This window comes from Cellulosimicrobium sp. PMB13 (assembly GCF_051294865.1).
GTDB lineage: Bacteria > Actinomycetota > Actinomycetes > Actinomycetales > Cellulomonadaceae > Cellulosimicrobium.
In genome coordinates this window covers 2,412,002-2,435,497 of sequence record NZ_CP145910.1, presented here as the reverse complement: position 1 = coordinate 2,435,497, position 23,496 = coordinate 2,412,002, and the positions used below count along the sequence as shown (strand labels likewise).

General features: G+C 73.6%; 23 protein-coding genes. 7 read left to right on the top strand and 16 right to left on the bottom strand.

What is annotated here, in order from left to right; translation table 11 throughout:
* Window positions 1-33: 33 nt before the first annotated feature.
* From V5D56_RS10950 to V5D56_RS10940, 3 genes are all read right to left on the bottom strand, one after another.
* On the bottom strand, window positions 34-1,128 hold the full coding sequence (locus V5D56_RS10950) for a BMP family lipoprotein (protein WP_435735377.1): 1,095 nt from the start codon (window positions 1,126-1,128) through the stop codon (window positions 34-36).
* 245 nt (window positions 1,129-1,373) lie between these two features.
* On the bottom strand, window positions 1,374-2,597 hold the full coding sequence (locus tag V5D56_RS10945) for an amidohydrolase (RefSeq protein WP_435735376.1): 1,224 nt from the start codon (window positions 2,595-2,597) through the stop codon (window positions 1,374-1,376).
* Window positions 2,594-3,763, bottom strand: a complete 1,170-nt coding sequence (locus V5D56_RS10940; protein WP_435735375.1) for a mannose-1-phosphate guanylyltransferase — start codon at window positions 3,761-3,763, stop codon at window positions 2,594-2,596. Before V5D56_RS10940 ends, V5D56_RS10945 begins: the two co-directional genes overlap by 4 nt.
* Before the next feature lie 234 nt (window positions 3,764-3,997).
* On the opposite strand from V5D56_RS10940, the gene sdhC reads away from it, so the two are divergent.
* From sdhC to V5D56_RS10920, 4 genes are all read left to right on the top strand, one after another.
* Window positions 3,998-4,381 (top strand): succinate dehydrogenase, cytochrome b556 subunit, encoded by a 384-nt coding sequence (sdhC, locus tag V5D56_RS10935; protein ID WP_081772373.1) that lies wholly within the window; start codon window positions 3,998-4,000, stop codon window positions 4,379-4,381.
* Complete coding sequence (locus V5D56_RS10930) at window positions 4,381-4,839, top strand: succinate dehydrogenase hydrophobic membrane anchor subunit (protein WP_435735374.1); 459 nt, start codon at window positions 4,381-4,383, stop codon at window positions 4,837-4,839. Before sdhC ends, V5D56_RS10930 begins: the two co-directional genes overlap by 1 nt.
* A gap of 77 nt (window positions 4,840-4,916) precedes the next feature.
* Entirely contained in the window at window positions 4,917-6,749 is a 1,833-nt protein-coding gene (gene sdhA, locus V5D56_RS10925; protein WP_435735373.1) for a succinate dehydrogenase flavoprotein subunit, read from the top strand.
* Entirely contained in the window at window positions 6,749-7,525 is a 777-nt protein-coding gene (locus V5D56_RS10920; RefSeq protein WP_435735372.1) for a succinate dehydrogenase iron-sulfur subunit, read from the top strand. The genes sdhA and V5D56_RS10920 overlap by 1 nt, the downstream gene beginning before the upstream one ends.
* A gap of 232 nt (window positions 7,526-7,757) precedes the next feature.
* Here V5D56_RS10920 and V5D56_RS10915 read toward each other — a convergent pair whose 3' ends face one another.
* The 7 genes from V5D56_RS10915 to sigE form a co-directional block, all read right to left on the bottom strand.
* Window positions 7,758-8,870, bottom strand: coding sequence for a YihY/virulence factor BrkB family protein (locus V5D56_RS10915; RefSeq protein ID WP_435735371.1), 1,113 nt, complete (start codon window positions 8,868-8,870; stop codon window positions 7,758-7,760).
* Window positions 8,871-8,879: 9 nt separating this feature from the next.
* Window positions 8,880-9,443 (bottom strand): 2'-5' RNA ligase family protein, encoded by a 564-nt coding sequence (locus V5D56_RS10910; RefSeq protein WP_435735370.1) that lies wholly within the window; start codon window positions 9,441-9,443, stop codon window positions 8,880-8,882.
* A complete protein-coding gene (gene trpS, locus V5D56_RS10905) occupies window positions 9,440-10,540 on the bottom strand; it encodes a tryptophan--tRNA ligase (RefSeq protein ID WP_435735369.1) in 1,101 nt (366 codons plus the stop codon). Before trpS ends, V5D56_RS10910 begins: the two co-directional genes overlap by 4 nt.
* 83 nt (window positions 10,541-10,623) lie before the next feature.
* A complete protein-coding gene (locus V5D56_RS10900; protein WP_435735368.1) occupies window positions 10,624-10,968 on the bottom strand; it encodes a Sec-independent protein translocase TatB in 345 nt (114 codons plus the stop codon).
* 9 nt (window positions 10,969-10,977) lie between these two features.
* Window positions 10,978-12,483, bottom strand: a complete 1,506-nt coding sequence (locus tag V5D56_RS10895; RefSeq protein ID WP_435735367.1) for a S1C family serine protease — start codon at window positions 12,481-12,483, stop codon at window positions 10,978-10,980.
* The gene (locus V5D56_RS10890; RefSeq protein ID WP_435735366.1) at window positions 12,480-13,406 is read right to left on the bottom strand and encodes a zf-HC2 domain-containing protein; all 927 of its coding nucleotides are present in this window, start codon (window positions 13,404-13,406) and stop codon (window positions 12,480-12,482) included. The genes V5D56_RS10895 and V5D56_RS10890 overlap by 4 nt, the downstream gene beginning before the upstream one ends.
* Window positions 13,403-14,038, bottom strand: a complete 636-nt coding sequence (gene sigE / locus V5D56_RS10885; RefSeq protein WP_435735365.1) for an RNA polymerase sigma factor SigE — start codon at window positions 14,036-14,038, stop codon at window positions 13,403-13,405. Before sigE ends, V5D56_RS10890 begins: the two co-directional genes overlap by 4 nt.
* Window positions 14,039-14,308: 270 nt before the next feature.
* On the opposite strand from sigE, the gene V5D56_RS10880 reads away from it, so the two are divergent.
* The gene (locus tag V5D56_RS10880) at window positions 14,309-14,962 is read left to right on the top strand and encodes an O-methyltransferase (RefSeq protein WP_435739005.1); all 654 of its coding nucleotides are present in this window, start codon (window positions 14,309-14,311) and stop codon (window positions 14,960-14,962) included.
* 70 nt (window positions 14,963-15,032) lie between these two features.
* On the opposite strand, the gene V5D56_RS10875 is transcribed toward V5D56_RS10880, so the two are convergent.
* From V5D56_RS10875 to dapE, 6 genes are all read right to left on the bottom strand, one after another.
* Window positions 15,033-16,688 carry a leucyl aminopeptidase family protein gene (locus tag V5D56_RS10875; RefSeq protein WP_435735364.1) on the bottom strand — a complete coding sequence of 552 codons (1,656 nt, stop codon included), beginning with the start codon at window positions 16,686-16,688 and terminating at the stop codon, window positions 15,033-15,035.
* Between the two features lie 21 nt (window positions 16,689-16,709).
* Complete coding sequence (locus V5D56_RS10870) at window positions 16,710-16,877, bottom strand: DUF3117 domain-containing protein (protein WP_069387794.1); 168 nt, start codon at window positions 16,875-16,877, stop codon at window positions 16,710-16,712.
* A gap of 170 nt (window positions 16,878-17,047) precedes the next feature.
* Window positions 17,048-18,292, bottom strand: a complete 1,245-nt coding sequence (locus tag V5D56_RS10865; protein WP_435735363.1) for a hypothetical protein — start codon at window positions 18,290-18,292, stop codon at window positions 17,048-17,050.
* Window positions 18,289-19,227, bottom strand: coding sequence for a dihydropteroate synthase (gene folP / locus V5D56_RS10860; protein ID WP_435739004.1), 939 nt, complete (start codon window positions 19,225-19,227; stop codon window positions 18,289-18,291). Before folP ends, V5D56_RS10865 begins: the two co-directional genes overlap by 4 nt.
* Window positions 19,224-20,090, bottom strand: coding sequence for a TIGR00730 family Rossman fold protein (locus V5D56_RS10855; protein WP_435735362.1), 867 nt, complete (start codon window positions 20,088-20,090; stop codon window positions 19,224-19,226). Before V5D56_RS10855 ends, folP begins: the two co-directional genes overlap by 4 nt.
* A gap of 9 nt (window positions 20,091-20,099) precedes the next feature.
* Complete coding sequence (gene dapE, locus V5D56_RS10850) at window positions 20,100-21,197, bottom strand: succinyl-diaminopimelate desuccinylase (RefSeq protein WP_435735361.1); 1,098 nt, start codon at window positions 21,195-21,197, stop codon at window positions 20,100-20,102.
* A 90-nt stretch (window positions 21,198-21,287) separates the two neighbouring features.
* Here dapE and dapD point away from each other — a divergent pair, with 90 nt between their 5' ends.
* Both dapD and V5D56_RS10840 read left to right on the top strand, forming a co-directional pair.
* Window positions 21,288-22,280: a 2,3,4,5-tetrahydropyridine-2,6-dicarboxylate N-succinyltransferase gene (gene dapD, locus V5D56_RS10845; RefSeq protein WP_435735360.1), complete on the top strand. Its 993-nt coding sequence runs from the start codon at window positions 21,288-21,290 to the stop codon at window positions 22,278-22,280.
* 33 nt (window positions 22,281-22,313) lie between these two features.
* A complete protein-coding gene (locus tag V5D56_RS10840; RefSeq protein ID WP_435735359.1) occupies window positions 22,314-23,276 on the top strand; it encodes a hypothetical protein in 963 nt (320 codons plus the stop codon).
* The last annotated feature ends 220 nt before the right edge of the window (window positions 23,277-23,496 follow it).

The following is a 23,496-nucleotide window of genomic DNA, read 5'->3' as shown; positions in this document are numbered from 1 at the left end:
CGCGATCGCCCGGGCCACCGTCTCAGCGTGTCGTCACGGGGTGTTCTCGGACTCCACGACGAGGTCGCCCGCGATGATCTGCTCCTGGTACTCGGCGAGCTTGTCCTGCAGCTCGGTGGGCACCGCGTCCTCGAAGTCGTGGAACGGGGCCAGGCCCACGCCCTCGTTCTCGAGCGTGCCGACGTACGGCTCGTTGGTGAAGTTGCCGTCGACCGACTCGCTCACCGTGTCGAAGACCGCCGGGCCGATCTGCTTCATGACGGACGTGATGATGAGGTCGCCGTACTCGGTGGTGAGGAAGCCGTCGGAGTCGACCCAGATGATCTTCGCGCCACCGCTCTGCGCGGCGGCGGCCGCACCGAGACCGACCGGGCCGGCGACCGGCATGATGATGTCGGCGCCCTGGTCGATGAAGCCCTGGGCGAGGTTCTGGCCGTTCGCCTGGTTCTCGAAGTCACCGGTGAAGGAGCCCGTCTGGGCCTCCTTGTCCCAGCCGAGGACCTTGACGTCGGTGCCCTCGTCCTCGTTGTACTTCGCGACGCCGTCGACGAAGCCGTCCATGAAGATCGCGACGGACGGGATCTGGATGCCGCCGAACGTCGCGACGGTGCCCGTCTCGCTCATGCCCGCGGCGAGGTACCCGGCGAGGAACGCCGCCTCAGCGGTGTTGAAGAGGATCGGCTTCGCGTTGTCGAGCTCGACCGGGTTGAACTCCGCGTCGGAGAACGACGAGTCGATGAGGGCGAAGTTCGTGTCGGGGTTCGCCTCGGCCGCGGCCTGGATCGGGTCCTCGAGGAGGAAGCCGACGCCGATGACGAGGTTGCAGCCCTGCTGCACGAGGTTGTCGATGTTGGGGCCGTAGTCGGTGTCCGCCGAGGACTCGACCTCGGTCGCGGTGATCCCGAGCTCGGACTCCGCCTGCTCGAGCCCCTCGAACCCGGCCTGGTTGAACGACTGGTCGTCGAAGCCGCCCGCGTCGGAGACCATGCACGCCGAGAAGTCGGTGTTGCCTCCGGCCGTGTCCTCGCCGCCACCCGTGGTCTCGTCGTCCTCCGGGGCCGCGCCGCACGCGGCCAGCGCGAGCGCGGCCGCGGCCGCGAGCGCGGAGAACTGCATTGCTCTCTTCACGATGAGCTCCTGTCGATGTCCGTCGCTGGCCGCCGGTCGTGACCGGGATCCTCCCGGGCGCCGTTGCGCGGGAGGACCACGGGGTCCGTCGGCCTCTATGGACGGCAAGACTAATCAGCCGGATGCGTCCCGCACGTTACTTGTCGGTAACGCCGCTGCTTCGTTATGCAAGCGTCACTTTCCGTCTGAGGCGTGACACACCCCGGTCCACGGGTCGGGACCGAGGCCCCCAGACCACCGCTCGGTCAGCCGAGGGCGACGCGAGCGAGCAACCGCGTCCCGGCGTCGATGGCGCGCTCGTCGACCTGGAGGTCGCCCTGGTGGATGTCGTACGCGCGCCCGCCGGGCGTGCGGGTGCCCAGCCGGGCCATCGCCCCGGGCACCTTCGTGAGGTACCAGGCGAAGTCCTCGCCGCCCAGCGACTGCTCCGTGAGCAGCACCGAGTCCGGGCCGAGGACGTCGCGCGCCGCGGCCTCGAGCAGACCCGTGCACCGCTCGTCGTTCTCGACCGGCGGCACACCGCGCGTGTGGTGCACGGTCACCTCGACCTCGTACGGGGCGACGACCTGCTCGACGGCGTCGTGCAGCACCTGCCCCGCGAACTCCCACGCGCGCACGTCGAGGCAGCGCAGCGTGCCGCGCACCGTCCCCGTGCTCGGGATCGCGTTGTGTGCGGAGCCGGCGTGCACGGCGCCCCACGTGAGGTTGACCCCCGAGCGCGGGTCGAGCCGGCGCCCCAGCACCGCGGGAACCTGCGTGATGACCTGCCCGAGCGCGTACACGACGTCGCCCGTCAGGTGGGGGCGCGACGTGTGGCCGCCCGGCGACGCGATCGTCACGGAGACCTCGTCGGACGCGGACGTGATCGGCCCGATCCGGGTCCCGATGTGCCCGACGTCGACCTTCGGGTCGCAGTGGATCGCGAAGATCTCGTCGACGCCGTCGAGGCCGCCCGCCGCGAGCACGTCGAGCGACCCGCCCGGCTGCACCTCCTCGGCCGGCTGGAAGATCAGCCGGACACCGCGACGCAGCCCGGTCTCGGCGTGCAGGTCCGCGAGCACGAGCCCCGCGCCGAGCACCGCCGCGGTGTGCACGTCGTGGCCGCACGCGTGCGCGACGCCGCTCACCGTCGACGCCCACGGCAGCCCGCAGCGGTCCTGCAGCGGCAGCGCGTCGAGGTCCGCGCGCAGCGCGACGCGGCCGGGCGCGGGCGTCGGGAGGCCGTCCGGTCCGGGGACGAGGTCGCCCGGCGCCGGACCGACGTCGCACACGAGACCGGTGCCGGGCAGCGGCCGCGGGTCGAGCCCCGCGGTGCGCAGCCGCTCGGCGAGGAGCGCCGTCGTCCGCGTCTCCGCGCGCGAGACCTCCGGGTGCTGGTGGAGGTCGCGCCGGATCCCGACGAGCTCGGCGGCGTGGCGCGCCGCGGAACGCTCGAGCAGGCCGGCGAGGTCGTCCCGCCCGGCGCTCACAGCAGCTCGTCCATCCCCAGCTCGCGCACGGCGTCGACCATCGACTTCACCTGCTGCGCACGAGCCCGCGTGGTGACGAGGAGCGCGTCGGGCGTGTCGACGACGATCACGTCGTCCAGCCCGAGCACGGTCACCACGCGGTCGCCCGCAGGGACGACGACCGAGCCCGCGCTCTCCTTGCGCACGACCTTGCCCGTGTCGCCCAGCACCTTCGAGCCCGCGCCGTCCACCGACGGCAGCAGCGCAGCGAGCGAGTTGAAGTCGCCGACGTCGTCCCAGCCGAACGTGCCGGGCACGACCGCGACGCCGCCTACGGCCGCGACCGGCTCGGCGACCGCGTGGTCGATCGCGATCTTCTCGAGCGCCGGCCACGTCTCGGCGAGCACGCGGTCACGGTCGGGTCCGTCCCACGCGGCCGCGACCGTGCGCAGGCCGTCGTGCAGCTCCGGGCGCTGGTCCGCGAGGTGACCGAGGAGGACGGACGCGCGGACGATGAACATGCCCGCGTTCCACCGGTACTCGCCGGACGCCAGGTACTGCTGGGCCGTCGCCGCGTCCGGCTTCTCGGTGAAGCCCTTCACGTGCAGGGCGCTCGGCGCGCCGTCGACGCCGAGGGGGTCGCCGCTGTGCACGTACCCGAACGCCGTCGAGGGCCGGGAGGCCGCGATGCCGATCGTCACGACGTACCCGGCGCGCGCCGCCTCGACCGCCTCCCGCACCGACGCCTCGAACGCGTCGTGCCCCGCGATGACCTGGTCGGCCGCGAAGGAGCCGACGACCACGTCGCCGTGCCGGCGCTCGAGCACGGCGGCGGCGAGCCCGATCGCCGCCATGGAGTCGCGCGGCGACGGCTCGGCGAGGACGTTCCGCGCCGGCACCGCGGGCAGCTGGGTCCGCGCCGCGGCGACGTGCCGCTCCCCCGTGACGAGGACGACGCCCTCGTCGCCGGTCAGCGGTGTCAGCCGGTCGACCGTGGCCTGCAGCAGCGTGCGCCCCGACCCCGTGAGGTCGAGCAGGAACTTCGGCGCCGTCGCCCGCGACAGCGGCCACAGCCGCGTGCCGGCACCGCCCGCGGGCACCACGGCGTAGAAGTCGGCGATCGGCGAGCTCGGCCCCCGGGAGGCGGTCGACGGCGTGGCGGAGGGCTGGGCGGGCGAAGGGACCATGAGGGCAGCATAGTGAGGGTGGCACCTCCCCCGTCGGCTGTGGGATCAGTCACAAACACCCCGTGCGGAGCCCTCGCGCAGCCCTCGGCGGTCCGCATCATGACGCCGATGTCACTATGGTGGAAGCCCAGAGACTGATGCCGACGAGGGCTCTCCGCGTTCCGGGACCGTGGTCCCGTGCGCACCGGGTCCGCCCGGCATCTCCCCCTGATCTCGCCACAGGAGGCCCCCAAAGTGCCCAGTGCACCAGCTGGCACGCTCTACCGCGGCCGTGAAGGCATGTGGTCGTGGGTCGCGCACCGCGTGACCGGCGTGCTCATCTTCTTCTTCCTCCTCGTCCACGTGCTCGACACGGCACTGGTACGAGTCTCGCCCGAGGCGTACAACGCCGTCATCGGCACCTACCAGACGCCGATCATGGGACTGGGCGAGGCGGGCCTCGTGGCCGCGATCGTCTTCCACGCGTTCAACGGCATCCGGATCATCCTGGTCGACTTCTGGGCCAAGGGACCGCGGTACCAGCGCACGATGCTGTGGATCGTCGTCGGCCTGTTCGTCGTGACGATGGCGGGCTTCCTCCCGCGCCACCTCATGAACGTCTTCGGAGGAGGGCACTGATGGCCGCCGCACCCACGGTGGAGGTCGCCTCTCCGCGCGACCCGTACCAGCGCCGCACGTCCACGCGCAGCAACTACGAGCTGTACAGCTGGATCTTCATGCGCGCCTCGGGCGTCGTGCTGATCGTCCTGATCTTCGGCCACCTCTTCGTCAACCTCATGGTCGGCGAGGGCGTGCACGCGATCGACTTCGGCTTCGTCGCCGGCAAGTGGGCGTCGCCGTTCTGGCAGATCTGGGACCTGCTCATGCTGTGGCTCGCGATGTTCCACGGCACGAACGGCGTGCGCACGATCATCAACGACTACGCGGAGCGCGACGGCACCCGGCTCGTCCTGAAGCTCGCGCTGTACCTCGCCTTCACGATCGTCACCGTGCTCGGCACCCTCGTGATCTTCACGTTCGAGCCGTGCCCCGCGAACGCGCCGGCCGAGCTGCTCGCCTCGTTCTGCTTCGACTGACGCCCGCAGGACCCCACGCCCCCACCCCCGCCGTCCGCGGCACCACCTCAGCTCTCTCCCAGGAGGCATCGGAACCGATGCAAACCCATCAGTACGACGTCGTCATCGTCGGCGCCGGCGGCGCCGGGATGCGCGCGGCGCTGGAGTCGTCCGGCAAGGTCCGCACCGCCGTCATCTCCAAGCTCTACCCGACGCGCTCCCACACGGGCGCGGCGCAGGGCGGCATGTGCGCCGCCCTCGCCAACGTCGAGGAGGACAACTGGGAGTGGCACACGTTCGACACGGTCAAGGGCGGCGACTACCTCGTCGACCAGGACGCCGCGGAGATCATGGCGAAGGAGGCCATCGACGCGGTCCTCGACCTCGAGCGCATGGGCCTGCCGTTCAACCGCACGCCCGAGGGCCGCATCGACCAGCGCCGCTTCGGCGGGCACACGCGCAACCACGGCGAGGCCGCGGTCCGCCGCTCGTGCTACGCCGCGGACCGCACCGGCCACATGATCCTGCAGACGCTCTACCAGCAGTGCGTCAAGCAGGACGTCGAGTTCTTCAACGAGTTCTACGTGCTCGACCTCATCACGGACCACGACCTGGCGGCCGGCGAGGTGCCGGACGGCGAGACGGTCACCGCGACCGGTGTCGTCGCCTACGACCTCGCGACCGGCGAGATCCACGTGTTCCAGGCGAAGGCGATCATCTTCGCGACCGGCGGCGCGGGCAAGATCTTCAAGACGACCTCCAACGCCCACACGCTCACGGGCGACGGCATGGCCCTCGCCTACCGGCGCGGCCTGCCGCTCGAGGACATGGAGTTCTTCCAGTTCCACCCGACAGGTCTCGCGGGGCTCGGCATCCTCCTCTCGGAGGCCGCGCGCGGCGAGGGCGGCATCCTGCGCAACGCCGACGGCGAGCGCTTCATGGAGCGGTACGCCCCGACCATCAAGGACCTCGCGCCGCGCGACATCGTCGCCCGCTCGATGGCGAACGAGGTCCGCGAGGGCCGCGGCGCCGGCCCGAACAAGGACTACGTCCTGCTCGACCTCACGCACCTCGAGCCCGCGCACATCGACGCGAAGCTGCCGGACATCACCGAGTTCGCGCGCACGTACCTGGGCATCGAGCCCTACACCGAGCCGGTCCCGGTCTACCCGACCGCGCACTACGCGATGGGCGGCATCCCGACGAACGTCGACGCCGAGGTCCTGCGCGACAGCCACAACGTCGTCAAGGGCCTCTACGCTGCCGGCGAGGTCGCGTGCGTGAGCGTCCACGGCTCGAACCGCCTGGGCACCAACTCGCTCCTCGACATCAACGTCTTCGGCAAGCGCGCCGGGCGCACCGCGGCCGCCTACGCGGCGACCGCCCACTACTCCGAGCTGCCCGAGAACCCGGCCGCCGCCGTGATCGCCCAGCTCGAGGAGATGCGCAACCGCCCCGACGGCGAGCGCGTCGCCGAGGTCCGCAAGGCCCTCCAGGAGACGATGGATGCGAACGCGCAGGTGTTCCGGACGGGCGACTCGCTCAACCAGGCGCTGTCCGACATCCGCGAGCTGCAGAAGCGGTACCGCGACGTGTCCGTGCAGGACAAGGGCCGGATGTTCAACACCGACCTCCTCGAGGCGATCGAGCTCGGCTTCCTGCTCGACATCGCCGAGGTCACCGTCGTCGCAGCCATCAACCGCAAGGAGTCGCGCGGCGGCCACTACCGCGAGGACTACCCGGACCGCGACGACACGAACTACATGCTGCACACGATGGCGTACCGCCGTCCCACCTCCGCCGGTGACACGGCAGATGGCCACAAGGCGGACTACTTCGACCACGTCGAGTCGTTCGACGGCTACAAGGTCGTCCTGGGCTCCAAGCCCGTCACCCAGACCCGGTACGAGCCCATGGAGCGGAAGTACTGATGACTGCCACCCTCGAGAGCCCGTCGGCTCCTGCACCCGAGGCGAAGGCCGGAGAGATCCCCTCGTTCGAGGTCACGCTCCGGATCCGGCGCTACTCCCCCGAGTCCGAGCACGGCGACGACGCGTACTGGGACGAGTTCACCGTCCTCGCGCACGGCACCGACCGCGTGCTCGACGCGCTGCACAAGATCAAGTGGGAGCACGACGGCTCGCTGACGTTCCGGCGGTCGTGCGCGCACGGCGTGTGCGGCTCGGACGCGATGCGGATCAACGGCCGCAACCGGCTCGCGTGCAAGACGCTCCTCAAGGACGTCAACCCCGACAAGCCCATCACGGTCGAGCCCATCAAGGGCCTGCCCGTGGTCAAGGACCTCGTCGTGGACATGGAGCCGTTCTTCGCGTCCTACCGCGAGATCATGCCGTTCCTCATCACGTCGGGGAACGAGCCGAGCAAGGAACGGCTTCAGTCCGCCGAGCAGCGCGAGCGCTTCGACGACACCACCAAGTGCATTTTGTGCGCCGCGTGCACGTCGTCGTGCCCCGTGTTCTGGACCGACGGGCAGTACTTCGGCCCCGCCGCGATCGTCAACGCGCACCGCTTCATCTTCGACAGCCGTGACGAGGGCGCCACGCAGCGCCTGGAGATCCTCAACGACAAGGAGGGCGTGTGGCGCTGCCGCACGACCTTCAACTGCACCGAGGCGTGCCCGCGCGGCATCGAGGTCACGAAGGCGATCCAGGAGGTCAAGCGCGCGATGATCACGCGCGCGTTCTGACGGTTGCTCCACTCGGCGCGTCGCCACCCTGGGACCGGGGTGGGGGTGCTGCTGCCCGGTCTACCCGCGACGCTCGTACCTCGCGTCGCCTGCCAGACCCACCACGACCGGGCAGCAGCACCCCCACCCCTTCGTCGTCCCGCCGTGCGCGGTGCTCACGTCGGACCGTTGGCAGCGCGTTTCATCGCTCTACGCTGAGCGGGCGACTTTGCTCAACGCTGAGCGGGACGGTTCAGGCGCCGCGGGTGAGGCGGCCCTTGCGGACGCCGCGGACGACCGGGCTCCAGGGCTTTCCCCGGCCGTGGCCCGCTCGGACCTGCTGCTCGAGCCCCGTCTCGCCGTCGACGCGGACGTGGCGTCCCGTGACCGTCGGGGCGCCGTCGAGCACCGGCAGCTCGGGGCGGCCGTCGCGGGCGTGACGCGGGCCTTCGGCATCCGGCTCCGCGACCCGTGGCGGGTCGGCCATCCAGGCGCACACCGCGAGCAGGATGCGGGCCATGAAGTTGACGAGCAGGAGCAGCGTCACGAGGACGGCGAACGACGCGAGCAGGGCGTTGCGGCTCGCGCTGCCCGCGACGAACGACGACCCGAGGTAGCGCAGGCCGCCGAACGCCGTGGCGGCGGTGAGCGAGCCGACGACGAGGTCGCGCCGACGCACGTCCACCCCGGCGAGCAGCACGACGACGAGCACGACGACGACCGCGTCGACCAGCAGGCTCACGAGCACGCCGGCGACGGACACCAGCACGGCGGCGCCGCCCGAGAGCCCGAGAGCGGCCATGACGTGGTTCCCGAGCGTCGTGACGGCGACCGCCGCGGTGGCCGACACGAGGATCAGGACGGCGAGGAGGACGAAACCGAGGAACGCCCGCACGCGGGCGAGCACCGGGCTCTGGCCCACGTCGCTCACGCCGAACATCGTGCGCACCGCACCGCGCAGGTGGTACATGAACGAGACCGCGGAGAAGAGCAGGACCACCCCGGCGACGACGCTCGTCACGCTCAGGCCCGAGTCGAGCAGCAGGTCGTCGGGCTTGATGGCTCCCGGCTTCCCGTCGACCGCGATGAGCCCGGGGACGAGGTCGTTCATCCACGCGAAGACCGCGTCCATGAGTTCCCGGCGCCCGCCGAGGACCTGCATGAAGACCGTGTACCCGATCGTGAGCGCGGCGAAGAGCGAGAACAGCGCGGAGTACGCGATGCCGCCGCACAGCAGGGCGCCGCGGGAGTAGAGGTAGCGGTACGTCGCGCGACCGGCGCGGCTGTCCTTCCACCACTCCTCGACGGCCGTCGCACGGGCCGCGACACGCCGGAACGTCGGCGGCGGGTGGTCCGGCGTGGTCACGCCCTGAGACTACGAGGGGTCCGTGGAGCGAGCATCCCCGGTGAGGTGGAAGAGCTGCCGGGGCCGCCACACGGCGTCGTCGCCGTGCTCGTAGAGGTGGAAGCCGTCCACCGCGAACCGCGCCTCGTAGGACGCCATCTCGTCGAACGCGCGGTCCAGAGCCTGGTCGTCCACCTCGTGCGCCACGGTGACGTGCGGGTGGTAGTTGAAGCGCAGCTCCTGCTCGAGAGGACCGCTGCGGACGACGCTCTCCAGGTGCTCGCACTCGGCGATGCCCTCGACCACCTGGACGAACACGACCGGTGAGACGGGGCGGAAGGTCGCGCTCCCCCGCAGGTGGATCCGGAACGGCGCCCCCTCGGCCGCGACCCGCGCGAGGTGCTCGACGACCCCGTCGAGCTGTTCGGGGTCGAGCACGGTCGGGCCCAGCAGCGTGATGTGCGGGGGGATCAGCGCCGCGAGGGGATCCCCGAACCGCGCACGCGCCGTCTGGAGCTCCGGGCCGAACGGCGGCGGGACCTCGATCGCGATGCCGACCCGCAGCTGCGAGGGCCCGCGTTCCGGCAGGTTCACGCCGTCGTCCCCCCGGCGGGGAGGAGGCCGACCCGGTCGTAGACCCGCGCGAGCGTCCCCGCGGCGATCTCGCGAGCCTTCTGCGCGCCGCGGGCGAGGACCGCGTCGAGCTCGGCCGGGTCCGCGAGGTACGTGTTCGCCCGTTCCTGGAACGGCGTGAGGAACTCCACGACGACCTCGGCGAGGTCCACCTTGAGGTGCCCGTACCCGCGACCGTCGTACTCGGCGGCGATCGCCTCGACGTCACGGCCGGTGAGCGCCGAGAAGATCGTCAGGAGGTTGGACACCCCCGGCTTGGCGGCCGGGTCGTAGCGGATCTCGTTCTCGGAGTCCGTCGCGGCCGAGCGGATCCGCTTCGCGGCCACCTTCGGGTCCTCGAGCAGCCAGATGACGCCCTTGCCGTTCGACGACGACTTGCTCATCTTCGCCGTCGGCTCCTGGAGGTCGTAGATCTTCGCGACCGACCGCACGATGTGGGGCTCCGGGACCACCGCCGTGCCCTCACCGAACCGCGCGTTGAGGCGCTCCGCGAGGTTGCGGGCGAGCTCGAGGTGCTGGCGCTGGTCCTCGCCGACGGGCACGAGCGCCGCGTCGTACAGGAGGATGTCCGCGGCCATGAGCACCGGGTAGGTGAAGAGCCCGACCGTCGTGCCCTCGGCGCCCTGCTTCGCGGACTTGTCCTTGAACTGCGTCATCCGGCCGGCCTCGCCGAATCCCGTCTGGCACGACAGCACCCAGGACAGCTCCGCGTGCTGCGGGACGTGCGACTGGACGAACAGCGCGGAGCGGTCCGGGTCGACGCCGCCGGCGAGGTACTGGGCCGCCGTGCGCCGCGTGCGCTCGCGCAGCCGCGCCGGGTCCGGGTTCACCGTGAGGGCGTGGAGGTCGACGACGCAGTACAGCGCGTCGTAGGAGTCCTGCAGCGCGACCCACTGCGTCAGCGCGCCGATGTAGTTGCCGAGCTGGAGCGAGTCCTCGGTGGGCTGCATCCCGGACAGGATGCGCGGAGCGGTCCCCGGTGGCTTCGTCCCGGTCTGCGACGACGCGGTCCCCGCCGCCGTCCGGGCCGTTCCGCTCTCGGTCACCTCGATGGACATTGGCCCATTCTGACAGGTCGACGGGCCCCGACCGAATCGCGTCCACCTCGCCGGTCCACGACGCGACGGGCACGTCGGTGCCGTCAGGTCGCCTCGTCGTCGAAGGGCGCAGGCCCGCTCGACACCGTCGGCGCGGGCGGCGGCGGCGGCGTGGCGCGCGTCGGAGCGGGCTCGTCGTCGTCGAGCAACGCCTCGCGCACGATGCGTCGCGGGTCGTACTGGCGCGGGTCGAGCTTCGACCAGTCGACGTCGCCCAGCTCCTCGCCGATCTCGGCGTCCACCCGCGCCTTGGCGTCGCGGACGTAGCCGCGCGCCGAGCGCACGAACCCGCCGAGCTGCTCGGCGTAGCGGGGCAGCCGTTCGGGACCGATGATGATCACCGCGACGATGAGGAGCACGACGAACTCGGCTCCGTTGATCCCGAACACGGCGTCAGACTACTCGCTCGTCGCCTCGTCGAGGACGACGCGCACGTCGCGCTCCTGCCCGCCGGCCCGCACCCGCAACGTGACCGCGTCCCCCGGCGCCTTCGCGCGGATCGCAACGATCAGCTCGTCGGACTCGGTGACAGGCCGCCCGTCGATCGAGAGGATCACGTCACCGGGACGGATCCCCGCGGCGTCCGCAGGACCGTCGGGCGTCACCGCCTGCTGGCCCTGCTGGGGGTCCGTCGAGACCTGGACGCCCTCGCCCTGGTACCGCTGGTCGAGCAGCACCCCGATGACCGGGTACGTCGCGACGCCGTCGGCGATGAGCTGTTCCGCGGTCCGCCGAGCTTGGTTGGACGGGATCGCGAAGCCGAGGCCGATGCTCCCCGTCGCCGCCATGGCGCCCGGGGGCTGCGCGATGGCGGAGTTGATCCCGACGACCTCGCCCTGCCCGTTCACCAGCGGCCCTCCGGAGTTGCCCGGGTTGATGGCCGCGTCCGTCTGGATGGCGTTGATGAACGCGGTCTGCGCGGCCTCGCCCGCCTGGACGGGACGGTTCAGCGCGCTGACGATGCCCGTGGTGACCGTGCCGTTGAGGCCGAGGGGCGCACCGACGGCGACGACCGGGTCCCCGACGACCACGCCGTCCGAGTCCCCGAGGGCGAGCGGGGTCAGGCCGGACTCCTCGACCTTCACGACGGCCAGGTCGTAGTCGACCGTCCGGCCGACGAGCTCTGCCGTGCTCTCGTGCCCGTCGGCGAAGAGGACGACCACGTCACCACCCTCGGCGGCGCCCGCCACGACGTGGTTGTTGGTGAGGATGTAGCCGTCCTCCGTGAGGACGAACCCGGACCCCGTCGCGACACCGTCCCCGCCCCGGACCTGGAGCGAGACGACGCTGGGCAGCACGGTCGCGGCGATGTCCGCCACGGAGCCGGGCGCCCGCTCCACGTCCGTCTCCACGCTGGCCGCGGGCAGCGTGACCGACGCGCGCTGCGAGGGCTCGTCGAGGAGGCGGTCCGCGGCCACCCCGCCGAACGCGCCCGCGGCGAGCGCGAGCACGACGAGGCCCACGACGCTCCCCGTGGCGAGCCGCCGACGTCGTCCCGCGACGACGGGCGGCGCGACCAGCGTGGGGTCCACCGTCGGCCGGCCGGGGTCGGGACGCCCTCCCACGGGTGACGCAGGCCGGTTCGCGCCCAGCGCGCCCAACGGGTCCCACGCGTCCTGCGCCGACGCGTGCGTCGGCCCGGGACCGGCCGGGCCCGTCGTCGTCCGCCCCGCCGTCGCCGCGCCGTGGGTGTCCGGTGCGGACGCGTCCGACCGGGACGGGGGCGGCGGCACCGGCACCGCGGTGGGCGCGACGCGGTCGACGGACCGGTACGCCGACGGCGGCGCGAACGGGTTGTGCGGTGCCTTCGGTGCCTGCGGTGCCTGTGCCTGTGGTGCCTGCGACGGCTCGTCCGGACGCTGCGGGGCGTCCCCGCCGGGCCCGGGTGCAGCGGGTTCGGTCATGAGGTGCCGAGCGCTCCTGTCATGGTCGTCCAGCCCCGGGAGATGCGCGCCGGGACCCCGGCATCGTAGTCGCGGTCGGGGAACGCCGCCACGAGATCGGCCAGCACCTCGTGCTCGGTGTCCGCGACGACGTCGATCACCGTGTCGCCGGACTGCCAGACCACGTGCCACGGATCCTCGGACAGCACGTGCACGCGGCGTCCGTCGACGTCCCAGGTGTCGAGCCCGCCGAGCGCCGTCTCGTCGAGGAGGCCCACCTGCTCGCGGACGACGACCTCGCCCGTCGGGGTGGCGAGGTCGATCTCGAGGACCTGCCGGGCCGTGTCCTCGCGCACGGCGGCCACGGTGACCCCGTCCGGGAGCTCGGTGGGCCCGGTCCATCCCCGCGCGGCGAGCGACGCGAGGCCCGGGTCGGTGCCGGCGGCCAGCGAGCCGGTCCCTGCCGCGGTGACGCGCGGGGCGGCCTGGGCCAGCACCGTCAGGGGGTCCGACCGGTGCAGCTCCGGGGTGACGACCGGGCTCTCGCCGAGCGCGAACAGCCCGACGGCCACGACCCCGACGCCCCCCGCCAGTGCCGTCGCGACCCGCCGACGGAGCACCCCGCCGCGCAGCTCGCCGCTCCACGCGCCGGCGGGCAGGGCGGGGCGCTGCGCCCAGGGGTCGGTGGCCACCGGCGCGCGGCGCAGGGGGTCCTGGTCGCTCGGGGGGATCTGGGCCGAGAGGGCGAGCAGGCGTGCCGTGAGGTCGGGCGCCGGCTCGACGTGGGCGGCGGCGCTCAGCGCACGTCGCGCGGCCCGTGCCGCGGCGAGCTCGTCGGCGCACCGGACGCACCCGGCGACGTGGACGAGGGCGCGCTCCGACTCGGCCGGGGAGAGCTGGCCGTCGACGAGCGCGGAGAGCCGCGAGCCCAGGTGGGACGTCACGCCACCTCCTGGGCGGTGCGCGCCGGCTGCTCGTCGGAGGCGGCGGCCGCCGGACGGTCGTGCGGGTCGCGGTGCGGCAGCGCCGCCCGCAGCTGCGCGCGTGCCCGGTGGATCCGGGAGCGCACGGTCCCGAGCTTGATCCCGAGGGTGAGCGCGATCTCCTCGTAGGACAGCCCCTCGATGTCGCACAGGACGACGGCCGCACGGTACTCGGGGCTCAGGGCGTCGAGCGCGCGCTGGACGTCGTGGTCGAGGTTCGCGTGCTCGAAGCCCCGCTCGGGCTGGGCGAGCTCCCCGCGCGCCGGGTAGTGGGAGTCGTCGTCCCCCATGGCTTCCATCCGGATGCGCTGCTTGCGGCGGACCTGGTCGAGGAAGAGGTTGGTGGTGATCCGGTGGAGCCAGCCCTCGAACGTGCCCGGCGTGTAGCTCGACAGCGAGCGGAACACGCGGACGAACGTCTCCTGGGTGAGGTCCTCGGCGTCGTGCCGGTTCCCGGTGAGGCGGTAGGCGAGCCGGAACACGCGGGCCGAGTGCTCGCGCACGATGGCGTCCCACGTCGGGGGCACCCACGCGGCCGCGCCCTCCGGTCCGCTCGCCGGGGTCGTCGGTCGTCTGTCGCTCACACCGTCCATCGTCCCAGAACAACGCGGGGCGCCCGGTCGGTGTTCCCGGTCCCCGACCGGACCCGCGCGGCACGTCCACGCCACGTGCACACACGAGCGGACACCTCCGGCGCGTCCCGGCGCGTCCTGGCGCGTCCTGGCGCGTCCCTGGGCACCGGACGGGGCGTCGTCCCGGGCGCCGTGGGCGAACACGGGTACGATCCGAGGCAGGGCGCGCTCCGCGCCCGCCCCGCGCCCGTCAGGTGCGGGGACGCAGGGCCCGAGCACGCGGAGGCTTCGATCAGCAACGACGTCGGCACCAACCGCAGCGCCAAGGCGGCCAGCTGGGTGTACAGCGAGGACTTCGTCCAGGAGGACGAGGTCCTGCTGCGCGCCCGCGACCGCGCCGCCGAGCTCGGCTGCCCGGCCATCCTCCCGGGCGCCGGAGCGGTCCTGCGCGTCCTCGCCGCAGCGCTCGGGGCACGCTCCGTGGTGGAGATCGGCACGGGCACGGGCGTCGCGTCGCTCTGGCTCCTGCGCGGCATGCCGGCGGACGGCGTCCTGACCACGATCGACGTCGAGGTCGAGCACCAGCGCGCGGCGAAGGAGGCCTTCGCCGAAGAGGGGCTGCCGCCTGCGCGCACCCGCACGATCCCCGGCCGGGCGAGCGACGTCCTGCCCCGGCTCACCGACGGCGCGTACGACCTCGTCCTCGTCGGGGCCGACAAGCACAGCTACCCCGAGTTCGTCGAGCAGGGCCTGCGCCTGCTGCGCCCTGGCGGGGTGCTGGCCGTCGACGGCGCCCTCTCGCACGACCGCGTCGCAGACCCGGCGCGGCGCGACGAGGTCACCACGATCGTGCGGGAGGTCGGACGCACACTGCGTGCCGACGACCGCGTGCTCCCGGCGCTCCTGCCGAGCGGCGACGGCCTCCTGCTCGCCGTGCGCCGCTGAGCACCACCCGTCCAGGCGTGACCGACGGCCAGCCCAGGGGTCAGACCCGGTCGAGCGGCCGGTCGAACGGTCAGAGCCGGTCCAGCGCTGCCAGGAGCAGCCGGGCCCCGTACCCGGTCGCGCCCTCGGTGACCTCGTGGCGGTCGGACGTCGCCCGGGCCGGTCCCGCGATGTCGAGGTGCGCCCACGGCACGTCCCCGACGAACTCGCGCAGGAACAGCGCGGCGGTGATGGACCCACCACCGGGGCTCTCGAGAGGGACGTGCCGCAGGTCCGCGACCTCGGACCGCAGGGCCTGCGCGTAGTCCGCGACGAGCGGCATGCGCCACACGCGCTCCCCAGTGACGGTCGCGGCGTCCTCGATCGCCCCGGCGAGCGCGTCGTCGGTCGCGTAGAGCGCACCGTGACCGCGTCCGAGGCCGAGGGTCGCGGCGCCGGTGAGCGTCGCGACGTCCACGAGCACGTCCGGCGCGAGCTCGGCGAGCGCATACGCGAGCGCGTCCGCGAGGACCAGCCGACCCTCCGCGTCGGTGTTCGCGACCTCGACCGTGCGCCCGGAGTACGTGCGCAGCACGTCGCCCGGCCGGTACGAGGCCGCGCCGACGTGGTTCTCGGCGAGCGGCAGGACCGCCGTCACCCGGTGCTCGGAGCGCGTCTCGGCCGCGCCGAGGACGACCGCGAGCGCCACCGCCGCGCCCGCCATGTCGGTCTTCATCGGCACCATGGCCTCGCGCGGCTTGATCGACAGGCCGCCGGTGTCGTACGTGATCCCCTTGCCGACGACCACGACGTGACGGGGCGCGTCCGTGGTGGAGCCGGTGGAGGCCAGGCCGTGGTCGCGCGGGTCGTAGCTGACCGTCACGAGCCGTGGCCCGCGCGACGAGCCGGCACCGACGGCGAGGATCGCGCCGAAGCCCTCCGCCGCGAGCTCGCCCGCGTCGCGGACCCGGACGTCCAGCCCGTGCTCCTGCGCGATCGAGCGGGCCTGCTCCGCGAGCCAGGCGGGGTCCTTCAGGTCCGAGGGCGTGTTCGCCAGGTCCCGGGCGAGCCACGTGGCACGCGCGGCCCGGCGCGCGGCCTCGATCGCCGGCTCGGGGTCGTGGCTCGACGCCGCGGAGAGGAGCACGAGCTGCTCGGCGGGCGCCTCCGCGCCGCGTCCCGTGGTGGGCGCCTGCGCAGGGGTCCGTGCCGACGTCCGCGCGGCCGCCGCGCCGGAGCGGCGTGGCTGCCGGTAGGCGGCGAGCAGGTAGCCCTCGACGAACGCGCGCACGCCGTCCGGGTCCGCCTCGGACGTCACCGCGCTCACGACGCGTTCCAGTCCGCGGACCGAGCGGGCGAGCGCCGCGCCGGCGCGGCGCAGGGCGGCGGCGTCACCGGACCCGATCCCCAGGAGCACGAGCCGGGTCGGCAGCCCGGCCCACGGCAACCGTCCGGTGGACCCCACGTGGGCCCGGGGCAGGTCCACGCGCACGACGTCACCCGCCCGGCCCTCGAACGAGGGACCGCCGGAGCGCTCGGCCAGCTCCGCGAGGTCGACGCCGTAGCGCACCGCGGCGTCGACCGTGCCGGCACGGGGCTGGAGACCGTCCCCGGGCTCCCGGGCAGGAGCGACCGCGACGACGAGCGCCGCGACGTCGTCGTCTACCAGGAGCGGGGACTCGCGAACGGTCCCCTGGGCCGCCACCACGTCGGGCAGCGAGCGCGGGAACCCGGGCCCGGACGTCACGGCGCGGTCACGAGCCGCCAATCAGCCCACCACGGCCTGGAGCGCGTCGCCGAGCTCGCTCGCCTCGGTCGCGTTGAGCTCCACGACGAGCCGCCCACCACCCTCGAGCGGGACGCGCATGACGATGCCTCGCCCTTCCTTGGTGACCTCCAGCGGGCCGTCACCCGTCCGCGGCTTCATCGCAGCCATTGGTGGCTCTCCATTCCGTAGTCCCGGGTTCACCCCGCGTGCGCGGGGAGGGGCGCCCATCAGAGCCCGACCCACGTCCGGACGTGCACCACCGCGCACCCCGGACGCGCGTCCGACCTCCGACGACGCCCGCAGGACAGTCTAGTTCACACCGGCCGACGCCCTGGGCGTCACGGCGGCCAGCCCGACGGTGGGACCAGGCGCCACAGCTGCCAGACCCACCATGCCTGGCCGGCCACGAACACGAGGGACACCGCGGCGAGCCACGCGCGCGAGCGGGTCCAGCCTGCCGTGACCGCGCCGAGGGGAAAGGCGAGGAGGAGGAAGCGCACGAGCGAGGTCCCCGGCTGGACCGTCGCGACGAGATAGGCGAGGTAGGCCCCGGCCCACGCGTGCATCTCGGGGCCGAGCCGTGCCGCGACGGGGTTGAGCACCAGGGCAGCCACCAGGGCGAGCAGCAGCCCGAGGACCCACGGCCCCGCACCGTCGAAGAGCCAGCGCGACACGTCGACCCACGGCACGAACGGCACGACGTCCGCTCCCCCGCGCCACGCCTCCTGCGTCCTGAAGTACCCCTGGTGCGTGCCCGTGACGAGCCCGCACACCCACGGCCACAGCAGCCCGCTGCCCACGGCGACGGCGAGGAGGCCGGCGAGGCGCGCGGCGTCGGGCAGGCGCAGGTCACCGCGGCGCCACCTGACGACCGCGTGCCAGACCACGACCGCCGCCATGGGGAGCGCGACGGCGCGCGTGAGCCCGAGGAGCAGGATGACCAGCGCCGCCCACCCGTACCGGCGGCGCGCGACGAGCAGCAGGGAGGCCGCGACCAGCAGCAGGGCGAGCGACTCCGTGTAGGCGACCTGGAGCACCGGGCTCGACGGGAAGAGGCTCACGAGCAGCACGGTGGCGAGCGGCAGACCGGGCCGTCGTACGACGGCCGCAGCGCCCGCCGTCGCGACGAGCCGGTGGATCACGACGACGGCTCCCGCGCCGCACGCCAGCGCGAGCGTCGGCGCCAGGACGTCCCAGCCGGCCCCGGTGACCGCGTCGAGGCCGCGCACGAGGCTCGGGAACAGCGGGAAGAAGGCCCACGCGTTCTGCTCCACCGCACCGTCCTCGCCGACGGGCAGGACGTCGGGGTAGCCCGACGCGTAGATCTGCTCGTACCAGCTCGCGTCCCACATCCGGCCCACGTAGGCCAGGTACGACGGCGAGGCCTCGGTCCAGAGGTTCTCCTCCTGGGCGCGCGAGACGACGACGAGGATCAGCGCGCTCACGGCGCGCGCGAGGCCGTACACGGCGAGCGCCTGGACCCACCACGGCCACGTGCCCGGCCGCAGCGCGCGGCCGACCGGGCGCGACGACCGCACGGACAGGCCTGCGGTGCCCGCGGGCTCCTCCCCCGGCGCGGTCACGTCAGCCCTCGGAGCGCTCTCGCGGGCGGCGCCTCGTCGCGCACGGCAGCGACGAGGTCGAGCACGCGGCGCGTCGCCGCGACGTCGTGCGCGCGGAACACCCGCGCACCCAGCCACGCCGCGACGGCGGTCGCGGCGAGCGTGCCCTCGAGGCGTTCGTCGGCGGGAAGGTCGAGCGTCTCGCCGACGAAGTCCTTGCGCGACAGCGCCATGAGGAGGGGGAACCCGAGCCCGGCGAGCACCTCGGTGCGCCGCAGCAGGTGCAGCGAGTGCCACGTGTTCTTGCCGAAGTCGTGCGTCGGGTCGACGAGCACGGATGCTCGCGGGACGCCGCACGCCACGGCGCGCTCGGCCGCGGCGCGCACCGTCGCCACCACGTCCTGCACGACGCCGTCGCGGGGGTCGGTCGCGCCGGGCAGCGCGGGGTAGGCCACGCGGTACGGGTCGGTCCGCGGCGTCGCCCCGCCCGTGTGGGAGCACACGACCCCGACCCCGTGCTCGCCCGCGACCTCGACCAGGCGCGGGTCGTGCCCCGCCCACGTGTCGTTGACCAGGTCGGCGCCCGCGAGCGCCGCCTCGTGGGCGACCTCCGCACGCCACGTGTCGACGCTGACGAGCAGGTCCGGGAACTCCTCCCGCACCCGGGCGACGAAGGGCACGACGCGCCGGATCTCCTCCGCGGTCGTGATCTCGGGCCCGACGCCGGCGCGCACCCCGCCGACGTCGACGAGGTCCGCGCCCTCCTCGGCCGCGCGCGCGACGGCCGCGAGCGCGGCGCCGTCGTCGAGCTGGCGGGCACCCGCCCAGAACGAGTCGTCGGTGCGGTTGACGATCGCCATGACCGCGGGGCGTCCGAGCTCACGCCCGCGCAGGACGAGCGCCGTGCCGCGCGGCGGGACGCCGAGCGGGGGCAGGTCGACGCCCACGCCGGTCAGCCGGCGTCGGCGGCGCGCAGCTGGGCGGCCTCGAGCTCCGCAGCCGCCTCGACCTCCTCGGCGCGCAGCTGCGCCCCCCGCTCGCACACGTAGGCCACGGCCTCCGCCGGGTCGTCGCACACGTGCAGCAGGTCGACGTCCTGAGCGCTGATCATGCCGCGGTCGACGACGGCGGAGCGCGCCCACTCGAGCAGGCCGCCCCAGTAGTCCGTCCCGACGAGGGCGAGCGGGAACTCCGTGATCTTGTGCGTCTGGACGAGCGTCAGGGCCTCGAACAGCTCGTCGAACGTCCCGAACCCGCCCGGGAGCACGACGAACCCCTGGGCGTACTTGACGAACATCGTCTTGCGCGCGAAGAAGTAGCGGAAGTTCACGCCGAGGTTCACGTAGGGGTTCATCCCCTGCTCGAACGGCAGCTCGATCCCGAGGCCGACCGACGTCCCACCGGCCTCGGCGGCACCCTTGTTCGCCGCCTCCATGATCCCCGGCCCGCCGCCCGTGATGACGGCGAACCCCTCGGCGACGAGCCGCCGGCCGACGTCCTCGGCGAGCGCGTAGTCCGGGTGGTCCGGCTTGGTCCGCGCGGAGCCGAAGACGGAGACGGCGGGACCGAGCTCGGCGAGCGCGCCGAAACCCTCGACGAACTCGCTCTGGATCCTCATCACGCGCCACGGGTCGGAGTGCACCCAGTCCGCGCTCTGGCTCGAGTCGAGCAGCCGCTGGTCGGTCGTCTGCTGCGGGATCTGGTCGCCGCGCAGCAGCACCGGCCCCTTGCGGTACCCCGTGCCGCGCTGCGGCATGCCCTCGTCGGACCCGTCCTCCCGCCTCGCAGCACGCCTGTCGGTACCCCTGATGTCGCTCATGCGCCGAGCCTATGCCGCGTCGTCGCCCGACAGCCACGCACGCAACGCGTCACGGCACAGCGCGAGCTGCGCGACGGGGCACCGCTCGTCGTCCTTGTGGGCGAGCAACGGGTCGCCGGGGCCGAAGTTCACGGCCGGGACGCCGAGCTCCGCGAAGCGCGCGACGTCCGTCCAGCCGTACTTCGGGCCGGGCGCGCCGCCGGTCACGGCGAGCACCTTCGCCGCGAAGTCGGCCGCGAGCGGGTCGTCGAGACCAGGACGGGCACCGGGCGCCGCGTCGGTCACGGTGACCTCGAACCCGGAGAAGAGGTCCGTGACGTGCCGCGCCGCGTCGTCGACCGTGCGCGACGGCGCGAAGCGGTAGTTGACCGTCACGACGCACTCGTCCGGGACGACGTTCCCCGCGACACCGCCACGGATGCCGACGGCGTTGAGGCCCTCGCGATACACGAGCCCGTCGACCTCCGCCTCCGCCGGGACGTACGCGGCCAGGCGGTCCAGCACCTCGTGGGCGGCGTGGATCGCGTTGGAGCCCGTCCACGCGCGCGCCGAGTGCGCGGCGACGCCGGGGACGCGCACGTCGGCCCGCAGCGTGCCGTTGCACCCGCCCTCCAGCCCGGCGGACGTGGGCTCGCCGAGGACGGCGAAGTCACCCGCGACGAGGTCGGGACGGTTGCGCACGAGGCGCCCGAGCCCGTTCAGCTCCGCGGCGACCTCCTCGTTGTCGTAGAAGATCCACGTGACGTCCTGGGCGGGCTCCACGAGCTCGGCGGCCAGCGCGAGCGCGACCGCCACCCCGCCCTTCATGTCGACCGTGCCGCGACCCCAGACCTCCGCGGCGTCGCCCTCGCCGACGACGCGCGTCGGCAGGTTCGGCGGGACCGTGAGCGGGACCGTGTCGAGGTGACCGGCGAACACGACGCGACGATCACGCCCCAGCGACGTGCGCGCGACCACCGTGTCGCCGTCGCGGACCACCTCGAGGTGCTCGCACGCGCGCAGCGCCGCCTCGACGGCGTCCGCGAGCACGCGCTCGTCGCCGCTCACCGACGCCGTGTCGCACACCGCCCGGAACAGCGCGACGAGGTCCCCGCCGAGATCGAGCACGGGGGCCACCCGGGCCGCAGGAGACGCTGTGGGAGGTGCCGTGGGAGAGGTCACCCCAGCACCCTACCGGCGGCGGATAGGCTGGTCCGCATGACTTCTGCGACCCCTGCGACCTCCCCGGCCGCGGCCGCCCCCGGAACGCGCGCGGCGTGGGGCCTCGGCCTCGCGACCGTCGCCGACGACGGCACCGTGCTCGACGTCTGGTACCCCTCGCCCGCGCTCGGCGCCGCCCCCGAGGACGCGCGCGTCCCCGCGTCGCTGGAGGCGCTCGCGGAGCGCGACGAGGTCCGCCGCGTCGAGGTCGTCGTCGTGCGCACGGAGATCGACCTGGACGTCCCGCCCGCAGACACCGCCGACGCCTACCTGCGCCTGCACCTGCTGTCCCACTGCCTCGTCGAGCCGCACGGGCTCGCGCTCGACGGGATCTTCGGGGTCCTCGCCAACGTCGTGTGGACGAACCACGGGCCGTGCTCCACCACCGGCTTCGAGGAGACGCGCCTGCGCCTGCGTGCCGCGGGCCTGTCCGTGACGGTCCTCGGCGTCGACAAGTTCCCGCGCATGGTCGACTACGTCGTCCCCTCCGGAGTGCGCATCGCCGACGCCGACCGCGTCCGCCTCGGCGCGCACCTCGCGCCCGGCACGACCGTCATGCACGAGGGCTTCGTCAACTTCAACGCCGGCACGCTCGGCACGTCGATGGTCGAGGGCCGCATCTCGGCGGGCGTCGTCGTCGGTGACGGGTCCGACGTCGGGGGCGGTGCGTCGATCATGGGCACGCTGTCCGGCGGGGGGCGCGAGGTGATCTCCGTCGGCCGCCGCTCGCTGCTCGGTGCGAACGCGGGGCTCGGCATCCCGCTCGGGGACGACTGCGTCGTCGAGTCCGGGCTGTACGTCACCGCCGGCACGAAGGTCACCGTGGTCGGGCGGACCGACGACACGGGCGCGCCGCTCGTGGTCAAGGCCCGGGAGCTGGCCGGGCGCTCCGGCCTGCTGTTCCGCCGCAACTCGCTCACGGGCGGTGTCGAGGCCGTGTCGCGCACCGGGACGGGCGTCGAGCTCAACGCGGCGCTGCACGCCAACTGATCCCTGCCCTTCCGACCCGACGAGCCGACGCCGATGTCCCCGCCCCGCACCCGGACCCTGCCACCGGCACGCGCCGGGCGTCGTCGGCGCCCGCTGCGCACCGCGGTCACGCTCCTCACGGTGACCGCGGTCGCGGTCGGGGGCGTCGTCGTCGCGCTCAACCGCCTCGAGGAGGACACCCCCGTCGCCGAGCGCTGCGCCGCCACCGCCGACGGCCGCACCTGGTACCTGTCGACCGTGCAGGCCGACAACGCGGCGCTCGTCACCGCGACGGCCCTGCGCCGCGGGTTCCCCGCACGCGCCGGGACCATCGGGATCGCCACGGCGCTCCAGGAGTCGCGCCTCGTGAACATCGACTACGGAGACCGGGACTCGATCGGGCTGTTCCAGCAGCGACCGTCACAGGGCTGGGGCAGCGTCGAGCAGATCATGGACCCCGTGTACTCGACCAACGCCTTCTACGACGTCCTCGCGACGATCGAGGGCTACGAGGACATGGAGGTCACCGTCGCGGCCCAGGCCGTGCAGCGCTCGGGCTTCCCCGACGCGTACGCCCAGCACGAGCCCCGCTCGCGCGCGTGGGCGTCCGCCCTCACGGGCTACTCCCCCGCGACGCTCACGTGCGATCTCGCCACGGTCGCGGACAGCGAGCTCCCCGGGTCCGACGCCGACCCGGCGGCCCTTCTCACCGCCCGCGTCACCCGTGACCTCGGCCCCCTCCCGGTCACCCCCACGGACGGCGCCACCGGCGCGGTGACGGTGGACGCCACGTCCCTCCCGACGGCGGCCGGCGACGGCGGCCCGGACCGTGCCGCGTGGGCCGTCGCCCAGTGGGCCGTCGCGTCGGCGGACGCGACGAACGTCGAGGCTGTCGAGGTCGCCGACCGCCGCTGGACCCGCACCAACCCGACCTGGACCACCGTCGACCCCGCCGACGCCGCACCACCCACCCCGGGCACCGTCCGCCTCACCGTCGCCACGCCCGACCCCGCCTGAGCTGCAGCGCGCGACCGGACGAGGTGACGGACCGGACGAGGGAGGGGGTGGGATGTGCGGCGCCGGTCGTGGTGGGTCTGGCGGGAGCAGGCGAGGGACGAGCCTGCGGATGGTAGACCGGCGCCGCACATCCCACCCCGTCCCGGAGGCGACCACGACACCCCGTCCCGGAGGCGACCACGACACCCGGTCCCGGAGGCGACCACTGCGCCGAACCAGA